17 protein-coding genes (1 of these 17 running past the window's edge) are annotated in these 19,110 nt (G+C 67.5%); 10 read left to right on the top strand and 7 right to left on the bottom strand.

Going from position 1 to position 19,110, the window contains the following annotated elements:
* Nucleotides 1–157: the start of a threonine ammonia-lyase gene (locus AncyloWKF20_RS12435; protein WP_279314366.1), read on the bottom strand. Its footprint begins 1,061 nt before the window's first position; only the first 157 of its 1,218 coding nucleotides appear in the window; it begins with the start codon at nt 155–157; its stop codon lies off the left edge, out of view.
* A 223-nt stretch (nt 158–380) separates the two neighbouring features.
* Between AncyloWKF20_RS12435 and AncyloWKF20_RS12440 the strand changes: the two genes are divergently transcribed.
* The gene (locus tag AncyloWKF20_RS12440) at nt 381–1,829 is read left to right on the top strand and encodes a DUF1254 domain-containing protein (RefSeq protein ID WP_279314367.1); all 1,449 of its coding nucleotides are present in this window, start codon (nt 381–383) and stop codon (nt 1,827–1,829) included.
* A 136-nt stretch (nt 1,830–1,965) separates the two neighbouring features.
* A complete protein-coding gene (gene zigA, locus AncyloWKF20_RS12445) occupies nt 1,966–3,180 on the top strand; it encodes a zinc metallochaperone GTPase ZigA (RefSeq protein WP_279314368.1) in 1,215 nt (404 codons plus the stop codon).
* Nucleotides 3,181–3,186: 6 nt separating this feature from the next.
* On the opposite strand, the gene radC is transcribed toward zigA, so the two are convergent.
* From radC to AncyloWKF20_RS12460, 3 genes are all read right to left on the bottom strand, one after another.
* Nucleotides 3,187–3,936 (bottom strand): DNA repair protein RadC, encoded by a 750-nt coding sequence (gene radC / locus AncyloWKF20_RS12450; RefSeq protein ID WP_267585122.1) that lies wholly within the window; start codon nt 3,934–3,936, stop codon nt 3,187–3,189.
* 17 nt (nt 3,937–3,953) lie between these two features.
* On the bottom strand, nt 3,954–4,781 hold the full coding sequence (gene map / locus AncyloWKF20_RS12455; RefSeq protein WP_279314369.1) for a type I methionyl aminopeptidase: 828 nt from the start codon (nt 4,779–4,781) through the stop codon (nt 3,954–3,956).
* Nucleotides 4,782–4,903: 122 nt separating this feature from the next.
* On the bottom strand, nt 4,904–6,076 hold the full coding sequence (locus AncyloWKF20_RS12460) for a GNAT family N-acetyltransferase (RefSeq protein ID WP_279314370.1): 1,173 nt from the start codon (nt 6,074–6,076) through the stop codon (nt 4,904–4,906).
* Nucleotides 6,077–6,239: 163 nt separating this feature from the next.
* Here AncyloWKF20_RS12460 and AncyloWKF20_RS12465 point away from each other — a divergent pair, with 163 nt between their 5' ends.
* The 5 genes from AncyloWKF20_RS12465 to AncyloWKF20_RS12485 all read left to right on the top strand — a co-directional run bounded on the left by AncyloWKF20_RS12465 (nt 6,240) and on the right by AncyloWKF20_RS12485 (nt 11,085).
* Entirely contained in the window at nt 6,240–7,445 is a 1,206-nt protein-coding gene (locus tag AncyloWKF20_RS12465) for a pyridoxal phosphate-dependent aminotransferase (protein WP_279314371.1), read from the top strand.
* A complete protein-coding gene (locus tag AncyloWKF20_RS12470) occupies nt 7,442–8,086 on the top strand; it encodes a lysozyme inhibitor LprI family protein (protein WP_279314372.1) in 645 nt (214 codons plus the stop codon). The genes AncyloWKF20_RS12465 and AncyloWKF20_RS12470 overlap by 4 nt, the downstream gene beginning before the upstream one ends.
* Before the next feature lie 124 nt (nt 8,087–8,210).
* Nucleotides 8,211–8,972, top strand: coding sequence for an SDR family NAD(P)-dependent oxidoreductase (locus AncyloWKF20_RS12475; protein ID WP_279314373.1), 762 nt, complete (start codon nt 8,211–8,213; stop codon nt 8,970–8,972).
* A gap of 96 nt (nt 8,973–9,068) precedes the next feature.
* Entirely contained in the window at nt 9,069–10,007 is a 939-nt protein-coding gene (locus tag AncyloWKF20_RS12480) for a sugar kinase (RefSeq protein WP_267585116.1), read from the top strand.
* A gap of 190 nt (nt 10,008–10,197) precedes the next feature.
* Nucleotides 10,198–11,085 carry a cation diffusion facilitator family transporter gene (locus tag AncyloWKF20_RS12485; RefSeq protein ID WP_279314374.1) on the top strand — a complete coding sequence of 296 codons (888 nt, stop codon included), beginning with the start codon at nt 10,198–10,200 and terminating at the stop codon, nt 11,083–11,085.
* Between the two features lie 239 nt (nt 11,086–11,324).
* On the opposite strand, the gene AncyloWKF20_RS12490 is transcribed toward AncyloWKF20_RS12485, so the two are convergent.
* Complete coding sequence (locus AncyloWKF20_RS12490) at nt 11,325–12,578, bottom strand: lytic murein transglycosylase (protein WP_279314375.1); 1,254 nt, start codon at nt 12,576–12,578, stop codon at nt 11,325–11,327.
* 135 nt (nt 12,579–12,713) lie between these two features.
* On the opposite strand from AncyloWKF20_RS12490, the gene AncyloWKF20_RS12495 reads away from it, so the two are divergent.
* Both AncyloWKF20_RS12495 and AncyloWKF20_RS12500 read left to right on the top strand, forming a co-directional pair.
* On the top strand, nt 12,714–13,412 hold the full coding sequence (locus AncyloWKF20_RS12495) for a DJ-1/PfpI family protein (RefSeq protein WP_279314376.1): 699 nt from the start codon (nt 12,714–12,716) through the stop codon (nt 13,410–13,412).
* Nucleotides 13,409–13,852, top strand: coding sequence for an NUDIX hydrolase (locus tag AncyloWKF20_RS12500; RefSeq protein WP_279314377.1), 444 nt, complete (start codon nt 13,409–13,411; stop codon nt 13,850–13,852). Before AncyloWKF20_RS12495 ends, AncyloWKF20_RS12500 begins: the two co-directional genes overlap by 4 nt.
* A gap of 109 nt (nt 13,853–13,961) precedes the next feature.
* Here the strand turns inward: AncyloWKF20_RS12500 and oxlT (AncyloWKF20_RS12505) are convergent, their stop codons facing one another.
* The gene (gene oxlT / locus AncyloWKF20_RS12505; protein ID WP_279314378.1) at nt 13,962–15,293 is read right to left on the bottom strand and encodes an oxalate/formate MFS antiporter; all 1,332 of its coding nucleotides are present in this window, start codon (nt 15,291–15,293) and stop codon (nt 13,962–13,964) included.
* A gap of 778 nt (nt 15,294–16,071) precedes the next feature.
* Nucleotides 16,072–17,376, bottom strand: a complete 1,305-nt coding sequence (gene oxlT / locus AncyloWKF20_RS12510; RefSeq protein ID WP_279314379.1) for an oxalate/formate MFS antiporter — start codon at nt 17,374–17,376, stop codon at nt 16,072–16,074.
* Nucleotides 17,377–18,133: 757 nt separating this feature from the next.
* Between oxlT (AncyloWKF20_RS12510) and AncyloWKF20_RS12515 the strand changes: the two genes are divergently transcribed.
* Nucleotides 18,134–18,835, top strand: coding sequence for a GntR family transcriptional regulator (locus AncyloWKF20_RS12515; protein WP_279314380.1), 702 nt, complete (start codon nt 18,134–18,136; stop codon nt 18,833–18,835).
* The last annotated feature ends 275 nt before the right edge of the window (nt 18,836–19,110 follow it).

Below are 19,110 nucleotides of genomic sequence, written 5' to 3' on the forward strand. Positions count from 1 at the left end.
AGGAAGCGGTGAATTGCAAGTTCTCGAATTTGAGCCAGACCTCGGCGCCGAGCTTCTGCGACAGCGTCTCGGAGTGGACGAAGGGCGTCTGCGGCACCGCGCCGGCGATCCGCGCCGCCGCTGCTTCCACATCGCTCAAGGTAACGTCAAAGGGCATGATGGCCTGGGCACCTGTGTTTGGCGCGCAGCCTAGCGGTCTCAGTGCTCCGGTCCTAGTGCCCCAATGCGGGGCAGCCTTGCACCGGCCACCCGTGGCACGCCGACACGGCGCGCCGCCCTCAGATACCGCAGGGCATCTGCTGTAATTCTTCAACAATACGCCGTAATCCTGCGCACGGTAGCTTTCCCTCTCTGTCCGATCCGGCGCCAAGGAGTTCCCCGTGCTCAACCGTCGCGACCTGCTTCGCACCACCGCCGCCACCGCCCTCGTCCCGACGCTTGCCGCGGCCGGCCTTTCCGGCCCAGCTCTGGCCGAGACCGCGCCGGGCGCGACGCAGCCGAGCCTGCGGCAGATCGCGGCCGCCGGCTTCATCTACGGCCTGCCGCTGGTGATGAATTACGGCGTCATGTTCGACTATGTGCTGGACCCCAAGTCCGGTCAGTGGAAGGCGCCGTTCAACACGATCAGCAACGAGGCGCGGGTCTTCACCTATCGCGACACCTCGATTGTCACGCCGAACAGCGACACGCCCTATTCCATGGCGTGGCTGGATCTGCGGGCGGAACCGATGGTGGTCACCGTGCCGCCGGTCGATCCCAAGCGCTATGTCTCCGTGCAGTTCGTCGACGGGAATACTTACAATTACGGTTATGCCGGCAGCCGGACGACGGGCAATGGCGGCGGCACCTACATGGTGGTGGGCCCGCGCTGGTTCGGCCGCACCCCGCCCGGCATTGATGGGGTGTTCCGGTCGTCGACCTTCTTCTCGCTGGTGATCTTCCGCACCCAGCTGTTCGACGCGGGCGATCTGGACAATGTGAAGAAGGTGCAGGCCGGCTATCAGCTGCGCCCGCTCAGCACCTTCCTCGGCACGGGCGAGCCCAAGCCTGCCCAGCATTTCCGCTACCCGGCCTTCTCCAAGGACCGGCTCGACCAGGAATTCTTCGCCTATCTCGACTTCGCCCTGCGCGCCGCCCCGGCCCGGCCGGAGGAACGCTGGATCCGCGAGCAGCTGAAGCGCATCGGCGTCGGGCCGGAGCGTGGCTTCCGCGTGCATGAAATGGCCGAGGCGGATCAGGCAGAGATCGTCGCCGGGCTGAAGGACGGGCAGGCGCGTCTGGAAGAGGCCCTCGCCAAGATCGGCACGGATGTGAATGGCTGGCGCATCGGTTCGGAATTCGGCGATGCCGAGTTCTTCCATGGCGACTGGCTGCTGCGCGCCGCCGCCGCCAAGCTCGGCATTTACGGCAATGACGCCGCCGAGGCGGTCTACCCGGCCGCCCGCACCGACAAGGACGGCCAGCCGCTCGACGGCTCCAAGCACCGCTACACGCTGACCTTCCCGAAGGACGGTCTGCCGCCGGTCAACGCCTTCTGGTCGGTGACCATGTATGACGGCAACACCCAGCTTCTCATCAAGAACCCGATCGACCGCTACCTCATCAATTCGCCGATGCTGCCGTCGCTGAAGACCAATGCGGACGGCTCGGTGACGCTCTACATCCAGAAGGACTCCCCTGGCGCGGACAAGCAGGCCAACTGGCTGCCGGCGCCGGACGGGCCGATCTATCTGGTCATGCGCCTCTACTGGCCGAAGACCGGCAACCCCTCCATCCTGCCGGCCGGCAAGGGCACCTGGCAGCCGCCGGGCATCGTCCGCGTCGCCTGATCCTCAGGCCTATCGACCCGTTCAAACGGCGCCGGAGACGGCGCCGTTCTCGTTGGTGGCGCGCGCGGGGCTTGCCCGACCGGCCCATCCATGAGAAATGATACATTGTATCAGTTACTCTCTGGAGCGCGCATCCATGTCCGACCAACGCCTTCCGGTCACCGTGCTGTCCGGCTTCCTCGGCGCGGGCAAGACCACCCTGCTGAACCATGTTCTCGCCAATCGCGAGGGGATGCGGGTCGCCGTCATCGTCAACGACATGTCCGAAGTGAACATCGACGCCGAGCTGGTGCGCTCGGGCGGGGCGAACCTGTCGCAGACCGAGGAAAAGCTGGTCGAAATGACCAATGGCTGCATCTGCTGCACCCTGCGCGACGATCTTCTCGCCGAGGTACGGCGCCTCGCCGGCGAGGGACGGTTCGATTATCTGCTGATCGAATCCACCGGCATCGCCGAGCCGCTTCCCGTCGCCGCCACCTTCGAGTTCCGCGACGAGGAGGGCTTCTCGCTCTCCGACCTCGCCCGGCTTGACACCATGGTGACGGTGGTCGACGCGGCGAGCCTACTGCGCGATTTCGGCTCGCGCGACTTCCTGCGCGACCGCGGCGAGACGGCGGGCGAGGAGGATCACCGCACGCTGGTCGATCTCATCACCGACCAGATCGAGTTCGCCGACGTCATCGTGCTCAACAAGATCTCGGAAGTCCCCGCCGCCCGCCGGCATGAGGTGCGCGGCGTGGTGAAGGCGCTGAACCCGGATGCGCGGATCATCGAGACCGATTTCGCCCATGTTCCGCTCAAGGATATTCTTGGCACCGGGCGCTTCGACTTCGAGAAGGCCCATGAGCACCCGACCTGGTACAAGGAGCTGAACGGCTTCCGCGACCATGTGCCGGAGAGCGAGGAATACGGCGTCTCCAGCTTCGTCTACCGCGCGCGCCGGCCGTTCCACCCCGAGAAGTTCAACGCCTTCCTCGCCCAGACATGGCCCGGCCTCGTGCGCGCCAAGGGGCTGTTCTGGCTCGCCACCCGCCCGCGCCGCGTCGGTGAGATGTCGCTCGCCGGCGCCATCTGCCGCACCGGCTCCATCGGCCAGTGGTGGGCGGCGATCCCGACCGAGCACTGGCCGACGCAGCCCGACTGGCGCTCCTGGCTGCGCCAGCACTGGACGCCCGGCTATGGCGACCGGCGGCAGGAACTCGTCTTCATCGGGGTCAATCTCGACGAGGGCGCCATCCGCGCGGCGCTGGACGAGTGCCTCGTCGGCCCGCGCTCACCGCGCGATTTCGATGCGACCGCCTTCACCCATTTGCCGGACCCGTTCCCGAGCTGGGAGCGCGTGCCGGCCTGACCAAGGCTAGATCAGCCGCATGCCGCGTAGGCTGGCATGGCCGTCCTTGCCGACAATGATGTGGTCATGCACCTCGATGCCGAGGGGCTTGGCCACATCAATGATCGTCTTGGTCATCTGGATGTCGGCATTGGAGGGGGTCGGGTCGCCGCTCGGGTGGTTGTGGACGAGGATCACCGCGCTCGCCGCCAGTTCCAGCGCGCGCTTAACCACCTCGCGCGGATAGACCGGCGTGTGGTCCACGGTGCCGCGCTGCTGCACCTCGTCGAGAATGAGCTGATTGCGCTTGTCGAGGAACAGGATGCGGAACTGCTCCTTCTCGGCGAAGGCCATCGACGCCCGGCAATGCGCCAGCACCGCGCTCCAGGAGGACAGAACCGGGCGCCCGCGCATGCCCTCGCGCGTGACGCGCTCGACCGAGGCGGCGACGATCTTGAACTCGGTGATGATCGCCTCGCCCACGCCCTTCACCTCGCGCAGGCGCTGGGGCGTCGCGGTGATGACCTCGGCGAAGGAGCCGAAGCGCTCGATCAGCCGCTTGGCGAGCGGCTTCACATCGGCGCGCGGGACGGCGCGGAACAGCACCAGTTCCAGCATCTCGTAATCGGCCAGCGCCTCCGCCCCCGCCTGGCGGAAGCGTTCGCGCAGCCTTTCGCGATGGCCGACGAAATGAGGCGACGTGTCGGAGAGCGCCGAATCCGCGAAGCCGTCACCGGCCGCAGCCGTGAGCGCCTCCTCATCCAGCCGCTTCCCCATCCAGCCCCCCGACCGGCTTACCCGTTGCTGAAAATCGGCTTGTGATACCCCTTGGGCGAGAGCGTGAAGATCTCGCACCCGGTCTGCGTCACCCCCACCGCATGCTCGAACTGCGCCGAGAGCGAGCGGTCGCGCGTCACCGCCGTCCAGCCATCGGACAGCACTTTCACATGCGGTCGGCCGAGATTGATCATCGGCTCGATGGTGAAGATCATGCCCGGCAGCAATTCCGGCCCCTCGCCGCGCCGGCCGACATGCACGATGTTCGGCTCGTCATGGAAGAGCTGGCCGACGCCATGGCCGCAGAAGTCGCGCACCACGCTCATATGCAGCGGCTCGACGAAATCCTGGATCGCCGCGCCGATGTCGCCGACATGATTGCCCGGCCGCACCTCGGCGATGCCGCGCATCATGGCCTCATAGGTCACGTCCAGCAGCCGTTCGGCCCGGCGCGGAATCTCGCCCACCGGGAACATGCGGCTCGAATCGCCGTACCAGCCATCGACGATCAGCGTCACGTCGACATTGACGATGTCGCCCTCGCGCAGAGGCTTGTCGTTGGGAATGCCGTGGCAGACCACGTGATTAATCGAGGTGCAGGTGGACTTGCGGTAGCCGCGATACATCAGCGTCGCCGGCAGCGCGTTGTTGTCCATGGCGAATTCGAAGACGGCGGCGTCGATGGCATCGGTCGAGATGCCCGGCTGCACCATCTCGTGCACGAGGTCGAGCGCCTCGGCGGCCAGTTGGCCGGCCTTGCGCATTCCGGCGAAGCCCTCAGGCCCGTGCAGCTTGATATGGCCGGTCTTGCGCAGCGGCGCGCCCGCGGCCTCCACATAACTCATGATCGAACGTCCAGTCCTGAAGCTTTTCCGAATGTAAGCGATCCGCGCCCGCACGCAAGGAAAGGGCGCGTGAGCGAGGCCCCGTCGGGCTGGGCTCCGCGGCGGCGGGTCGCCTTTGGCGCCTAGCCAAGCACCTTCGCCATATGCACCAGCCGGCGATCGGGGAGCTGCTCCACCCGCTCGATGACGAAGCCCTTGCGCCGATACCACTGAATATTGACCGAGAGCGGCTCGCCGGTATAAAGTCGCGCCGTGGTGCGCCCGAGCGCCCGCGCCCGCGCCTCGCCGGCGGTAAGCAGCGCATTGCCGAGCCCGCTGCCCTGCGCCGTCGGCGCGGTGGCCACGCTGTCGATCAGCAGATCATCCGGCCGGGCGTGCAGGATCAGCACGCCGTCGAGCCCCGCCCGGCCCTCCGCCGCGCCGTCGGCCACCCACACCTCGCGGGTGCGCAGCACGTCCTTATAGTCCCAGAGCAGCGGCACCGGCTCGACGCCGAGCAGGATGCGGTTGCGGGCATAGGCCGCCTGCTGCACCGCTTCGATGGCGGGAAGATCGTCGGTCGTCGCGCGCCTCAGCGTGCGGCCCTCGGCCTCCAGCCGGTCGGCATTGAACACGCCGAGCGCCACGCGCTGGGTGCCGGCCGCGTCGAAATTCTCCGCCGCCAGCCAGCTCTCGAAGCCGATCGCGACCTGCGGCCATTCCTCGGCCAGCATGGAGAACCAGGCCGTGTCACGGTTGCGGCCCTTGACGATCATGTGGTGGCGAAAGAGCCCCTCGAAGCGGAAGCCATAGCGTTCCGCCGCGCGCCGCGAGGGGGCGTTGAGCGCGTTGCACTTCCACTCATAACGGCGATAGCCCAGCGTCTCCAGCGCATGGCGGGCCATCAGATACATCGTCTCGGTGCCGGCCGGGGTCTTCATCAGCGCGGGCGTGTAGAGAATGTGCCCGACCTCGATGGAGCGGTTGGGCGGGTCGATGCGCAGATAGGTCGCGTGGCCGACCGCCCGGCCGCTCGCCTTGTCGACGATGGCGAAGAGCAGCGGATCGTCCTTGGCGGCCGCCGCCGCGTAATAGCTCTCGAAGGCGGCGTAGTCGGGATAGGGCCCGTTGGGCAGATAGGCCCAGATCGCCGCCGATTCCGGCCCGTGCGTCGCCGGGAAAAGCTCGGGCGCGTGGGTCGCCACCTCGAACGGCACGAGGTCGACAAGCGTGCCGGGGATCACCGCGCGCGCCGGGCGCGGGGCCGGCACCGTGTCCACCACTGCGCCCAAAGGCAGGCTCATCTCATCCGCCACGCGCCGACCTCCACCTCTCCCGGGAAGCCCAACCGGGGCCGTCGGGCCGCCAGTGCGGCCTTGAAGCCGCGTTCTGTCCGTGGGACAGCTTGGCCAAAATCACAAGTGAATTCTGCCGGTAGCATTGCCCGAGGGCATTCGACGAAAGTTACAAGGAGCGAGGATGACGTCCGCCAGCCCCCTTTCACCTCATCCCATCGCCGCCTTTTCGCGCATCGGCGAGGAGAACGCCTTTGCCGTGCTGGCCCGCGCGGCGGCCCTCTCCGCGCAGGGGCGCGACATCATCAATCTCGGCATCGGCCAACCGGATTTCGCCACGCCCGCGCACATCGTCGAGGCGGCGGTGAAGGCGCTGCGCGACGGCCATCACGGCTACACGCCCTCCACCGGCATCCAGCCGCTGCGCGAGGCGGTCGCCGCCGACATTCACCGCCGCTTCAACGAGACCATCGACCCCGCCCGCGTGGTCATCGTGCCCGGCGGCAAGGTAACGATGTTCGCCGCCATCCTCATGCTGGGCGAGGCGGGCGCAGAAATCCTCTATCCCGACCCCGGCTTTCCCATCTACCGCTCGATGATCGAGTTCACCGGCGCGACGCCCATTCCGGTGCCGATCCGCGAGGCGAACGGCTTCGCCTTCTCGGCGGAGGAAACGCTCGCCCTCATCACCCCGAAGACGCGCCTTCTCATCCTCAACTCGCCCGCCAACCCGACCGGCGGCGTGACGCCGAAGGCGGAGATCGACAAGCTGGTGGCCGGCCTTGCCGCTCACCCGCAGGTGGCGATCCTGTCAGACGAGATCTACGACCAGTTCCTGTTCGACGGGCAGGCCCACACCACCCTGCTCGCCTACCCGGAAATCCGCGACCGGCTGATCCTGCTCAATGGCTGGTCGAAGACCTATGCGATGACCGGCTGGCGGCTCGGCTGGTCCTATTGGCCGGAGGGGCTGTTCGAGGCGATGCGCAAGCTCGCGGTGAACGCCTGGTCCTGCGTCAACGCACCCGCGCAATTCGCCGCGCTCGCCGCGCTTACCGGTCCGCAGGACTGCGTCGGCGCCATGCTCGCCGAGTTCGACCGGCGGCGCCATCTTGTCGTGGAAGGGCTGAACGCTCTGCCTGGCGTGTCCTGCGCCATCCCGAAGGGCGCCTTCTACGCCTTCCCGAACATATCCGGCACCGGCTGGTCCTCGGCCAAGAGACTCGCCGGCGCGCTGCTGGACGAGGCCGGCGTCGCCACCATTGGCGGGCCGGATTTCGGCGTGCATGGCGAGGGCTATATCCGCCTCTCCTACGCCAATTCGGCGGAGAACATCGCCCGCGCGCTGGAGCGCATGGGCCATTTCCTCGCCAAGGCCCGCGCGGCATGAGGGGCGCGCTGTTTCTCGGCTTGACCCTTCTCATCTCCCTTCCCGCCCTCGCGCAGGACAGCGAACCGGCGGCCTGCGTGCGCGGGGAGGGTTCGCCGCGCGTCTATCTCGACTGCCTCAACCGGCGGCAGGATGTGAGCGAGGCGCGGCTTCAGGCGGCACTCAGCGGCGCCCGCGCTGCCATCGCCGCGCGCGAGGATCTTCAGCCGCCGCAGCGGGCGCGCTGGACCAGCTTGTTCAATGAATCGCAGGAGCGCTTCACCCATTGGCGCAATTTCGAGTGCCAGAGCATCGCCCCTTATGAGGGCGGCGCCGGGCAAAAGACGGTGGGCGGACGCCTCGGCGGCATCGGCGTGATCGAGCAGCGGCTCATCTGCTTGGCCACGCTGAATGATAGCCGCGCCGGCGACGTGGAGGCGCGCTACGCCCTGCCCGCCTTCGTGCCGCCCTCGCCCGGACCTGCCGCCGCGCCCACTGAACCGGTGCCCGTCGCCCCCGCCTCAGGCGCAACGCCCTCCGGCGCGATGCCGCCCGCCAGCGTGCCCAGCATCATGGCGCCGCCGGTGCCCGACAGCCCGGCGGAGGCACCGCCGCCTTCCGGTCCCGTCCGCATCATCGGCATCCCGCCCACGCAGCCGTGAGGGGACGGCGCACGGCCCGCCTCTTGCCGCTCTTGACGGTTCACCCTGCACGTCTCTTGCATGGGCGCGCCGCCGCGCCGGGCGCTATCGCGCGCCCTGCGGCAGAGGAATGTGGGAGAACGTCATGGATCTCGGACTGAAGGGACTGCGCGCCATCGTCACCGGCGGCACCAAGGGCATCGGCCTTGCCATCGCGGAAACGCTGGCGGGCGAAGGCTGCCATGTCGCGCTGTGCAGCCGCAACGCGGGCGACGCGGAAGCGACCGCCGCGCGCCTCGCGGAAAAGGGCGTCACCACCTTCGGCGCCGGCGTCGATGTGGCCGATGGCGCGGCGCTCGCCGCCTTCGCGGAAGAGGCGGCGGCCAAGTTTGGCGGGCTCGACATCGTCGTCGCCAATGTCAGCGCGCTCTCCATCGCCAATGACGAGGAAAGCTGGAAGAAGTGCTTCGACACCGACCTCATGGGCACGGTGCGCCTCGTCAACGCCGCCCTCCCCTTCCTTGAGAAGAGCAGCGCCGCCTCGATCGTCACCATCTCCTCGGTGTCCGGCCGCGAGATCGACTTCGCCGCCGGGCCCTACGGCACCTTCAAGGCGGCGCTGATCCATTACACGCAGGGCCTCGCCTACCAGCTCGCGCCGAAGAAGATCCGCGCCAACACGGTCTCGCCCGGCAACACCTATTTCAAGGGCGGCGTGTGGGAGATGATCGAGAACGGCAACCCGGCGCTGTTCAAGGAAGCGCTGGCGCTCAACCCGACGGGCCGCATGGCGACGCCGCAGGAAATCGCCAATGGCGTTGCCTTCCTCGCGAGCCCGGCCGCCAGCTTCGTCTACGGCACCAATCTCGTCATCGACGGCGCGCTGACGCGCGGCGTGCAGTTCTGACGCATTCCCCCGGCGGGCGGCCGCCGGGGGAACTTGCTCCCCACGGCGAATGGGGCGAGTCTGCCGGCGAATCGAAACGCAAGGCAGGAGGGCGCGATGGCCCCGAATGGTTCGAGCCCGACCGGCGCGCCGCAGGTCATTTCCATCGGCGAAGTCATGGCGGAATTCTCCCGCGGCGCCGATGGGCGCTACGGCGCGGCCTATGGCGGCGACACTTTCAACACCGCCGTCTATCTCGCCCGTGCCGGCATCACGACCAGCTATGTCACCGCGCTGGGCGACGACACCTATTCGGACGCCATCCGCGCCGCCGCCGAGGCGGAGGGCATCGCCACCCGGCTGATGCTGCGCGTGCCCGGCCGCACGGTGGGCCTCTATGTCATCGACACCGATGCCCGCGGCGAGCGCACCTTCTCTTACTGGCGCGACAACTCGCCCGCGCGCGACCTGTTCGAGCTGCCGGGCTGGGAAGTGGTGGCGGAAGCGCTGATCGAGGCGAGCGTCATCTATCTCTCCGGCATCACCCTCTCGCTCTATTCCAATAACGGCCTCGGCCGTCTGCTGGCGACGCTGGAATTCGCCCGCGAGCGTGGCGCCCGCATCGTCTTCGACACCAATTTCCGCCCGCGCGCCTGGGGCGGCGACATTGCCCGCGCCCGCGCCGTCTATGCGCAGGCGCTGAAGCGCAGTTCCATCGCCCTGCCGACCTTCGAGGATGAGGTGATGCTGTGGGGCGATGGCTCGCCCGCCGCCACCGCCGAACGGCTCGCCACCTTCGGCGTGCCGGAAGTCGTGGTGAAGAACGGCGCTGAGGGCGCGCTGGTAATGGCGGGTGGCGCCTCGCACTTCGTGCCGATCCCCGCCCCGGTCCAGCCTGTGGATACGACAGCCGCCGGGGACAGCTTCAACGCCGCCTATCTCGCCGCGCGCCTCACGGGCGCCACACCGGTGGCGGCGGCGGAAGCCGGCCATGCGCTGGCTGGGCGTGTCATCCGCCATCGCGGCGCGATCATGCCGCGCCCGGCCAACGCCTGATCCACAGGGGCGCGATCCGCCAACACCCGGAAATCGCCCGGCTTTTGTCCCCTGAGAGCCCCCGCCGGCTTGCAACCGCTTCTGCGAACCAGTTGCAAGTGCTTGACGCTGTTGATTTTTTGACGCGCAGGCCCTAAGCGCATCGTCCCAGGGCGCCGGGCGCCGTGAGCAGCCTCAAGGAACAGGGCGCATGGCAGTCTCCGCGCGGATCGCGATGATCAATGTCGGCATCAGTCTTCTGGTGCTGGCGCTGAAATATGTGGCCTTCCTGCTCACCGGCTCGGTCGCGCTCTATTCGGACGCGCTGGAAAGCATCGTCAATGTCGCCACCGCCATCGCCGCCGTGGTGGCGCTGCGCGTCAGCGCCCGCCCGGCCGATGCCGCCCATCCCTATGGCTATGCCAAGGCCGAATATTTCTCCGCCGTCATCGTCGGCGTGCTCATCGTCGTCGCGGCGATCTCGATCATGCGCGAGGTCTATCTCGGCTGGCTGGAGCCCCATGTCTTCACTGCCGCGCCGGTGGGCCTCGCCATCAACGCGGCGGCGGGCGTCATCAACGCCGTCTGGTGCGCGACGCTGATCCGCACCGGCCGGCGCGTGCGCTCCCCGGCGCTGATCGCCGACGGCCAGCACCTGCTCACCGACGTCATCTCCTCCGCCGGCGTGCTGATCGGCGTCGTCGTCGCGGCCTTTTCGGGCTGGGAGCGGCTCGACCTCATCCTCGCCGGCCTCGTCGCGCTCAACATCCTGTGGTCGGGCTACAAGGTGCTGAAGGAAAGCGTCGGCGGGCTGATGGACCAGGCCGTGCCGGCCGAGACGCTGACCCAGATCCGCAAGGTCATCGCCGCGCAGGCGATCGGCGCCATCGAGGCGCATGACCTGCGCACCCGGCAGGCCGGGCGGATGATCTTCGTCGATTTCCACCTCGTCGTGCCCCGCGACATGCCGGTCTGCGAAGCGCACGCCATCTGCGACCGCATCGAGGACGCGCTGGAGGCGGAAGTGGCGGATGTGCTCGTCAACATCCATGTCGAGCCGGACGAAAAGGCCAAGCAGCAAGGCGTGCCGGTGCTGTAAGGTCGGGGTGGCTAAGCGACCCACGCCTCCCGTTATCTGACAGCGCGAAGCCTTCATCCTCGAAACACCGTCATCCCGGACGGCCGCAGGCCGATCCGGGATCGCAAGCCGCATCGGACCCGGCACGCGATCCCGGCTCTTCGCTACGCTACGGCCGGGATGACGTGGTTCGGAAGGATGATCGCGGCCGGGTCGAGATTATCTCGTCCCCCCGCGCTCCCCCGCCAAAAGGCAAGCCCTCACCGCCCCGCGCGCAGGGCCGCCAGCAATTCCGGCGTCGGGTAGGAATCGGCGGGCAGGCCTAGGCGCATCTGCTCGACCTTCACCGCCTGCCGCGTCGCCGCGCCGGTGATGCCGTCGACCCGGCCGACATGGTGACCGCGCGCATTGAGCAGGCGCTGCAGCTCCACCACCTGCGCCTGCGACAGCACCGGAATGGCCTTGCCCGCCCCGCGATTATAGGCCGGCGCGCCGGCGACGCGGGCGGCGAGATAGGCGGCCGAGGTCGCGTAGACCAGCGAGTTGTTCCACTCGGTGAAGATGTCGAAATTCGCATAGACGAGGAAAGCCGGGCCGGTGCGACCGACCGGCAGCAGCACCGAGGCCGGCAGATTGTCCGCCGGCAGCGGCTGGCCGCTCGCCCGCGTGACGCCGAAGCGCGCCCATTGGGAGCGCGGCAGCTTGATCGCGAGGTCCGCCTGATCCCAGGGCAGGTTCGCCGGCACGCGGATCTCTTCCAGCCAGGGCTGGCCGCGCTGCCAGCCGAGCGCCTTGATGTAGTTGGCGGCGGAGGCGAGCGCGTCAGGCGCCGAGCGCAGGAGGTCGATATGGCCGTCGCCGTCGAAATCGATGCCGTAATTCAGATAATGGTCGGGCAGGAACTGGAACTGGCCGAGTTCCCCGGCCCAGGGCCCGCGCATGGTCTGCGGGGTCAGGTCGCCGCGGTCGATGATCTTCAGCGCCGCCATGAGCTGGGTGCGGAACATCTCCGCCCGCCGGCAGTCCCAGGCGAGGCTGGCGACCGAGCGGATGGTGTTCTTGTCGCCCATGAAGGCGCCGAAATCGGTCTCCAGCCCCCAGAAGGCGACGAGCACCGCGCCGGGCACGCCGAATTGCTGCTCGATCCGGTCGAACAGCGCCTGATTCTTCTGGATCAGCTGGCGGCCCTGCTGGATGCGGTAATTGGCGACCATACGGTCGGAGAACTCGAAGAAACTCTGCGCGAACACCTTCTGCCCGCGATCGGTGCCGACCACCTGCGCGTCATAGGTCACGCCGTTCAGCGCCGCCGCCACGGTGCGGGCCGAGACGCCCTGCGCCACCGCCTGCCGCTTGAAGCCCTCGAGCCATTCATTGAACCCGGCGCCGGAATTGCCGCAGGCGGCGGCCGGCGCGCCTTGCGCGCTCGCGGGACCCGCCCCGGCCAGGGCCAGTAGGGCGAGAAGCGGCGCGGCGGCCAGCGTGGTGGAAAGGCGCGAGATGGACGGCGGCATGGGCATCCCCGTTGGCGGGTGAATGTTTCCTCGTGATTCGGACTGTACAGGAAATGAACCGCGCGCACGCGCGCGCGACGATTGACGCTCCCGGCGCGATGGCGATGATCGCGGGCCTCATCGCGGAGACCGCCCATGCATGTCGTCATGCTGCTCTACCCGAACCTCACCCAGCTCGACCTCACCGGTCCCTATGAGGTGTTCGGCCGCTTTCCCGAGCTCACGCTGGACCTGGTGTGGAAGACCCGCGCGCCGGTCGCCGACTGCCGGGGACTGACCATCCTGCCGACGCATGATTTCGCCGATTGCCCGCAGGCCGACATCCTCTTCGTGCCGGGCGGCCCCGGCCAGCTCGCGCTGATGGAGGATGAGGAGGTGCTGGGCTTCCTGCGCCGGCAGGCGGCGGGGGCGCGCTATGTCACCTCGGTCTGCACGGGATCGCTGGTTCTCGCCGCCGCCGGGCTGCTCAAGGGGCGCCGGGCCACCTGCCATTGGCTGTCGCTCGACCAGCTCGCCCTGCTCGGCGCGGTGCCAGTGGCCGAGCGCGTGGTGGTGGACGGCGCGGTCGTCACCGGCGCTGGCGTCACCTCCGGCATCGACTTCGCCCTCGCTCTGACCGCCCACATTTTCGGCGAGGCGCGGGCGCGGCACGCCCAGCTCTTCATGGAATACGACCCCGCCCCGCCCTTCCCCGGCGGCTCGCCGGCGAGCAGCGATCCGGCACTGGTGGCGCAGATCCGCGCGGAGACCGCCTCGTTCCAGACCCGGCGGGCGGAGACGGCGCGGCGGGTGGCGGCGACGCTCGATCAGGCGGCGGCGGGAGCGGGCGCATGAGCGCCGCCGCACCGACCCGTCCCGTCCCCGCCGTACTGGCGGTCGTCCTGCGCGACGGCGAGGTGCTGCTGGTGCGCCGCGCCAACCCACCCGATCAGGGGCGCTGGGGCTTTCCCGGCGGACGGATGGAAATGGGCGAGACGCATCTGGAGGCGGCGCTGCGCGAGCTTAATGAGGAGACCGGCATCGTCGCCGATTCCCCCCGGCTGCTCACCGTGCTGGATTTCATCGAGCATGATGAGGCCGGGCGCCTCGCGCATCATTTCGCGATGATCGCGGTGCTCTGCCAATGGCGCAGCGGCGACGGGATGGCGGCGGATGACGCGCTGGAGACCCGCTGGTTCGACCGGGCGGGGCTGGCCGAGCTCGGCGCCACCGCCAGTCTCAAGGTCGAGTTCCTCGCCGACCTCGCTTTGGCGGAAAGCGCGCTCGCCGGCTGAACCGCCGACGCCCCGCCTTGAGCAGCTCCCGCCCCTTTGGCAGGGCGGTTCACAAAAGGAAACGGGCCCCCGAAGGGGCCCGCTCATTGTCGTGCCGTGACCGGAAGGATCAGGCGTGCGCCGAGGCCGACCGGGTGGCCGAGGCATCCGCCGCATTGAGCGCGGTGGAGCGGGCCACGTGGTTCTTCAGCGCCTTCGGCAGGACCGTGATGGCGAGGAAGGCCGCGAACAGGTCCATGGCGGCGACGGTGTAGAGCACGGTCGACCAGGTGCCGGTCGCTTCCATCAGCAGGTTGCCGACCGGAACGAACAGGGCGCCGATGCCCTTGGCGCAGTAGAGCACGCCGTAGATCTTCGCGATGTGCTTGGTGCCGAAGGCGTCGCCCGCCAGCGCCGAGAACAGCGAGTAGACTTCACCCCAGGCGAGGAAGACGACGCCGGAGAGGATGAGGAACGCCCACGGATTGTGGCCGAAATAGCCGAGCGCGATGATGCCGATGCCTTCGAGCGAGAAGGCGATCACCATGGTCTTCTCACGGCCGATATGGTCGGAGATCCAGCCGAACAGCGGACGCGAGATGCCGTTCATGATGCGGTCGAGCATCAGGGCGAGCGGCAGGGCGGCCATGACGAAGAAGTACAGGTCGACCTTGAACTCCTTCACGCCGAGGTCCTGCGCGATGACGCCGAGCTGGGCGACCGCCATCATGCCGCCGGTCACCACGCAGGTGAACATGAGCAGCATCAGCCAGAACAGCTTGCTGTTCAGGGCTTCCGGCAGGGTGTAGTCGCGCGAGCTCTGGGTCAGCTTGGTGGACGGCTTGACCTGGCCGGGCTTCGGCGAGGCGAGGAACCACGCGGCGATGAAGGCGAGACCGCCCTGCAGCAGGCCGAAGAAGAAGAAGGTCTCCTGGAAGCCCGAGGATTCGATCATCGCGGCGATCGGCAGGATGGTGGCGGCGGAGCCGGCGCCATAACCGCCCGCGGTGAGGCCGACGGCGAGGCCGCGGCGATCCGGGAACCACTTGAGCGCGTTGTTGATGCAGGTCGCGTAGATCGAGCCCACGCCGATGCCGCCAACGGCCGCGCCGACATAGAAGCCCATCAGGGTGGTGGCCTGCGAGTTCAGCACCCAGGCGGTGCCGATCATGAGCGCGCCGAAGGCGACCATGAAGCGGGGGCCGAACTTGTCGATGAAGTAGCCTTCGATCGGCGCGAGCCAGGTCTGCACGAGAACGAAGATGGTGAACGCGATCTGGATCGACGCGCGTTCCCAGCCGAAGGTCTTCTGGATTTCCGGCACGAACAGCGTCCAGGCGTACTGGATGTTCGCGGTGGCGACCATACACACGACACCGACGACGAGCTGGAGCCAGCGGCGGCCTTCGGAGAAGTCGGCACCCGGCCCGGCGGCCGCGGTGGTCTGGTTATACGTGCTCAAGGGCGATCTCCTCTCCCAAATCAAGATGTGCCGCGGATCGGCTTATCGTTGCGGTCGCTCATGCCGTTGGGGCGCGGCGCCGGTTTTTTGGCCTCGGGCGACGTGTCCGCCGCCTCAAGGCAGCCGCATGCGCGGCGATGGTCCTACAAGGTTGTTTTGCCGTTTCCGGGCCCTGCCTCGTCCCCCTGCGGCGTGCCGCGCTCAGGTTGACGCAAGGGCCCGGTTCCGACCCGCTGAACCCTGATCTTAATCGACAATATTATGTATGCCAATTGGGATTTGTTGGCGCTCTACAGTTCCGTAAGGCGCACTATTTTCCAAGTTCTTTTGGGTCAGCAGTGCTCACTCAACGTAGATACTGACTGACAACGCTCATATTACCCTGCGTTCTCCGCCTGTTGGCAGTCAGACGTTATCAAGAAACTCTGGGGCACTTGAACTGGTCGTCGACAGAGTGACAACCTGATGACATCGCTCAACGGGGGAACGGGATGCCCGCAGGGCGCCACAATCGCGCCCGATTCGTCTTTGGAACGATGAAAAACGACCGTTGCGGGCACGCGGTAATCGCGTGCGACCGACCTCCGAACGGGCAAAGCCCCCGCCCGGCAAGGCGAAAAGCAGCCCGCCCGGGCCGCGCGACACCGCGTCTTGCGGGGACGCGCCAGGAGCCGCTCACGACAAACGGCGCCTCCGGGGACGCGCGGGGTATGGGCCAAAGAAAAAGGGCCCGCCAGTGGCGGGCCCTTGCGAAGGCGATGATGGAAGGCGTCGCGCCTCACTCGGCGGGGACGGCACTCGTGCTGGCATTGTGCGCCGTGACGCGGCGACGATGGGCGGCCGAGAGCGGCTTCAGGATCACCAGCGCCATGACGGCGGCGATGATGTTGAGCGCCGCCGCGGCGACGAACACCGCGTGCCAGCTGCCGGTCATCGTGGTGATGATGCTGGTGAACGGCACGATCAGCGCCGCGGTGCCCTTGGCGGTGTAGAGCATGCCCGCATTGGTGGTGGCGAACTTCGAGCCGAAGGCGTCGCCGCACATCGCCGGGAACAGCGAGTAGATCTCGCCCCAGGCGAAGAAGACGAGGCCGGTCAGGATCACGAACAGGACCGGGTTCGAGCCGAACACGGAGAGCGCGTAGATGCCGACGCCCTCGATGGCGAAGGCCACGAACATGGTGTTCTCACGGCCAATCTGGTCGGACACCCAGCCGAAGAACGGACGGGTGAGGCCGTTCAGCACGCGGTCGATGGCGGCGGCGAAGGTGAGCGCCGGCAGGGTGAGGCCGAGCAGCGTCACCGGAACGTCGGCGATCTGGAAGTCCTTGGCGATCGGGCCGAGCTGGGCGGTGGCCATCAGGCCGCCGGCCGCCATCATGACGAACATGGCGTACATGACCCAGAACAGCGGGGTGGTGAGCATCTCCTTGGGGGAGAAGTCACGGGCGCTCTGCTTCACGGTCTTGGCGACATTCGCGGCGAAGACGGCGATCTGCTCCTTCTTCGGCGCGACCAGGAACAGGCCGAGGAAGAGGATGATGATGCCCTGGCCGATGCCGAAGTAGAAGAACGCGGCCTCGTAGCCCTGATTCTTGATCATGTTCTGGATCGGGATGACGGTCAGCGCCGAGCCGGCGCCGAAGCCGGCGGCGGTGATGCCGGCGGCAAGGCCGCGACGATCCGGGAACCACTTCAGCGAGTTGCCCACGCAGGTGCCGTAAACCGCGCCGGCGCCGATGCCGCCAATGGCAGCCGCGACATAGAGCAGGGTCAGCGAGTCGGCGTAGGAATTGATCAGCCAGGCGATGCCGCACATGAGGCCGCCGAACAGCACGACGACGCGCGGGCCGTACTTGTCGACGAACCAGCCCTCGATCGGGACCAGCCAGGTCTCGGTGACGATGAAGATCGAGAAGGCCACCTGGATCGCCGCGCGATCCCAGCCGTGACGCTCCTGCATCGGGTTCACGAAGAACGTCCAGCCATACTGCATGTTTGCAATCATGCACATGCAGATGACGCCGAACACAAGCTGCAGCCAGCGGCTGCTATTCTGAGATGACGTTGCGGCAATAGCCATTTTTTCCTCGAACGTTTCCAAACGTAAGGTTGAGCAAGTTCTATCTTGTTCTTCTTGTTTTCGCGCCGACCGAAACGCCTCCGCAGAGGCAACCGCCAGCAGACTGTAGGGAACATACTCCGCTTTTTTTGATTATGCAAAATTTTGCATACCAGTCATGCGATATTTTTACAGGCGAAGACTGACCTATGGGAATGTGACGTAGGGGAATACTTGGCCAATTCTTCCCTTGGGGAAGCGCTCGCAAATGCCGATGAAACCACGCTGGAACGACTCCAGCCTCGCCCCGTCGCGGCGCCTTGCCGGGCGATGACGGCGCCTTCCGCGGGCGCTCCGGCGCGCAGGGCGCTCCCCGATCAGAGCTGTGGACGACGCCGGAGCCGGCACGCGGGCGCCCCATTTCGGGCCCGCCGGCCTCTTCGGCGCGGGTCGACATGGCGCCGTCACCTCGCTCGGTTACGCGCACGCGCCGGCGATCGACCGGCGACAGCGGGTCGGCTGCGGGACGCGTGGAGGTAATGAGATGCCAGCCCCTCTGTCGCGGGGGCGCCGGAACGTCATCCGGCAATGGTCGGATGGACAAGCGGTATATGATATATGATGCTCAACATGCCTGCCCAAGGGTGAGAATCGCCCACGCCAAGAAGGGCAGCAAGAAACAGATCAAGAAAACGCCGACAGACTGTTGCCGCCCGATCACCACGCAGCCGTCCGGCAAGAAACAAAAACAACAAGAGACCGAACTGAGAGGAAGCCCGTGGAAAGCGCCGATCCCAATTCACGCCTGAACATCGCGCCGCTCGCCGCGAATACCAGCCTGCGCACCCTCGCCTATGACGCCATCAAGAAGGCCATCACCGAGATGGACCTCTACGGCCAGGAGAGCGAGATCCGCCTCGACGAGCGCCAGCTCTCGCAGGATCTCGGGGTCAGCCGCACGCCGATTCGCGAGGCCCTGACGGTGCTGGAGCAGGAGGGCTTCGTGCGCTCCGTGCCGCGCCGGGGCATCTTCGTGGTGCGCAAGTCCAAGCGCGAGATCATTGACATGATCATCGTCTGGGCGGCGCTGGAGAGCATGGCCGCGCGCCTCGCCGCCAGCCGCGCCAGCGACCGCGAGCTCGCCAGCCTGCGCGACATGTTCCACGATTTCGAGGCCGAGGCCCCGACCGAGCACATGAACGAGTACTCGGACGCCAATATACGCTTCCACCAGACGGTGATCCGGCTGGGCGGCTGCGAGATGATCGGCGAGATGACCGCCAATCTGTTCATCCACATCCGCGGCATCCGCGCCGTCTCGGTCCGGCAGGAGAACCGCTCCGAGCGCTCGCTGCAGGAGCACCGCGCCATCATCGCCGCCCTCGTCGCCCGCGACGCCGACCTCGCCGAGCGCCTGGTGCGCGAGCACACGCTCGGCCTCGCCGCCCATGTCGAAAAGCACGGCCGCTTCCCATCCTGAGGGCTGAAGAGCGCCAAAGGAGGGAGAGGACCCGGCCTTCGTGTCCCGGACGCCTGAAGCGTCAGTGGAAGGCGAGCCGGGATCCAGCGAAAGAGTCTTTGGCTTGATAGATGGCCGCCTGCCGAGGGCAAGAAAGCCCTAAAGCCGCCTGCGGCGGAGCCTCCCCTGGGCCCCGGATCGGCGCCGGGCTGCGCCCGGCTTGTCCGGGGAACGGGCTGGCCCTGCGCCGCGAGAACACCGTCATGGCCGGGCTTGGCCCAGCCATCCACGACTTC

The organism is Ancylobacter sp. WKF20 (assembly GCF_029760895.1).
In the GTDB taxonomy this organism is placed as follows: domain Bacteria; phylum Pseudomonadota; class Alphaproteobacteria; order Rhizobiales; family Xanthobacteraceae; genus Ancylobacter.